This window comes from Bacillus sp. F9_6S_D1_P_5, from assembly GCF_054823925.1.
This window is the reverse complement of record NZ_JBTREW010000057.1, coordinates 1-1,499: the sequence shown is the minus strand read 5'-3', so window position 1 is coordinate 1,499 and position 1,499 is coordinate 1. Positions and strand designations below refer to the sequence as shown.

Annotated in this window: 1 protein-coding gene and 1 pseudogene; both read right to left on the bottom strand. The window is 36.6% G+C overall.

The window, feature by feature from the left end; translation table 11 throughout:
• Positions 1–113: 113 nt before the first annotated feature.
• Positions 114–338 (bottom strand): annotated as a pseudogene (locus tag ACUXEY_RS28085) (epimerase); the annotation flags it as partial.
• A 112-nt stretch (positions 339–450) separates the two neighbouring features.
• On the bottom strand, positions 451–867 hold the full coding sequence (locus ACUXEY_RS28080; RefSeq protein WP_461302076.1) for a VOC family protein: 417 nt from the start codon (positions 865–867) through the stop codon (positions 451–453).
• Between the last annotated feature and the right edge of the window lie 632 nt (positions 868–1,499).

Below are 1,499 nucleotides of genomic sequence, written 5' to 3'. Positions count from 1 at the left end.
CTTTTCCTCTTTTTTATCAGTGTTGACACATAAAAAGAGGTTCAGACACAAAAATAGGCTGTGGAGAAGACTTTCTCCACAGCCTGAAAAAAAGACGGTATTCACCGTCTTTTTCACTGTTTCACTTCATTTTCATCCATTCTTTCTAACAATTTCAATAAAAGCGCCAAAATAATTGTTGCAACAAAAACAATAACTAAGATACCCTTCGACGTTAATTCAACTGATGATAAACCACTTTTGGTCATCCAAAAATACCCTACGTATATTGCTAAAAATGAAGTAACCGTTGATATTGTAAACCCTAAAAAACCTAACTCATTTAACTTCGTTTCAGACATACCAACCAAACTTAGCATCACATAACTCGAGACAGCAGTTACTGTATATCTGCATAAATAATCGCTATCCTCCACAGTGCAACTTACCAAGCCTCGGTGAACTGTGAAGTTACGTTTTTTTATTCGAACCCAGAACCTCTAAATAATGCTGATTGTACATAATCCCTAGGATGTTCCCAAAGGGATCGACCACAGAAGCAGTAATAAAACCCTCGCCACGCTCTGTGGGTGCCTCGTATTCTATCGCTCCCATAGACAGCAGATTTTTGAAAGTTGCTGTTACATTATCGACATGCCAGTACACTACAGCACCGGCCGGTCCGGTCGCTGGACTATCGGGCGCATAGCGGCTATCAATCAGCCCCAGCTCGTGCTGGTAATCGCCAAGACGAAACTCGGTATATCCTGGACGTTCAAAGTAAGGTTCGATGCCCAACAGTTCGGCGTACCACTTCTTTGCCGCTGCTAGATTATCCGTCCAAAAACTGACTGTGGTTAATCCTCGTAATGTCTGTGTGTCACTCATAATCTATTTCCTCCTTAATGTTGAGTAGTAAGTCCCGATGCTCTACTAAATAACAGCTTCTTAATTAACTTCGATTTACTTATGAATATTCCCTTCTATTATTCAAGAAAATGGCCCTTTAACCGAATAAAATGACTGACATTTTTAAACACCTTTATTGTCCCTCCGTGTTTCTATAATACATTTTCAAATGAAAAATATACTATTTCCTATCGCTCCAGCTAAAGCCATTCTTATGAAAATATTGGATAAAATAAAAAAGTGGTCTACTCATAGTTGAGCAGACACTCTTTTCTACTTCACATACACATAGGCTTCATTTGCAATTATATTGTATGTTTTTCCTTCGCTATTGTGAAATATACGCCTAAAAAGCGTACCCCAAGAGAAAATATTATTTAAAATGAGAATATTTTTCTTCAACTATTTTTTGTTGATCAATGCCACAACAAGTAGTTCCCTCTACTATCTCTTAAATTTAGCATAGTTTGTATAAATTCTACATCTAATACAAAGCTCACTATCAAATAAAAATAAAATAGTAGGTTAATAAACAAGCATTCTTTTTACTAAAACATAGAATAATATGAACCCTAATCGAAGGGAGGTATAAAAGAATGTCCTGGAATAAT

What these genes read in the sequence shown, in the direction of transcription:
- ACUXEY_RS28080 (WP_461302076.1), bottom strand. Translation starts at nt 867, where the DNA reads ATGAGTGACACACAGACATTACGAGGATTAACCACAGTCAGTTTTTGG.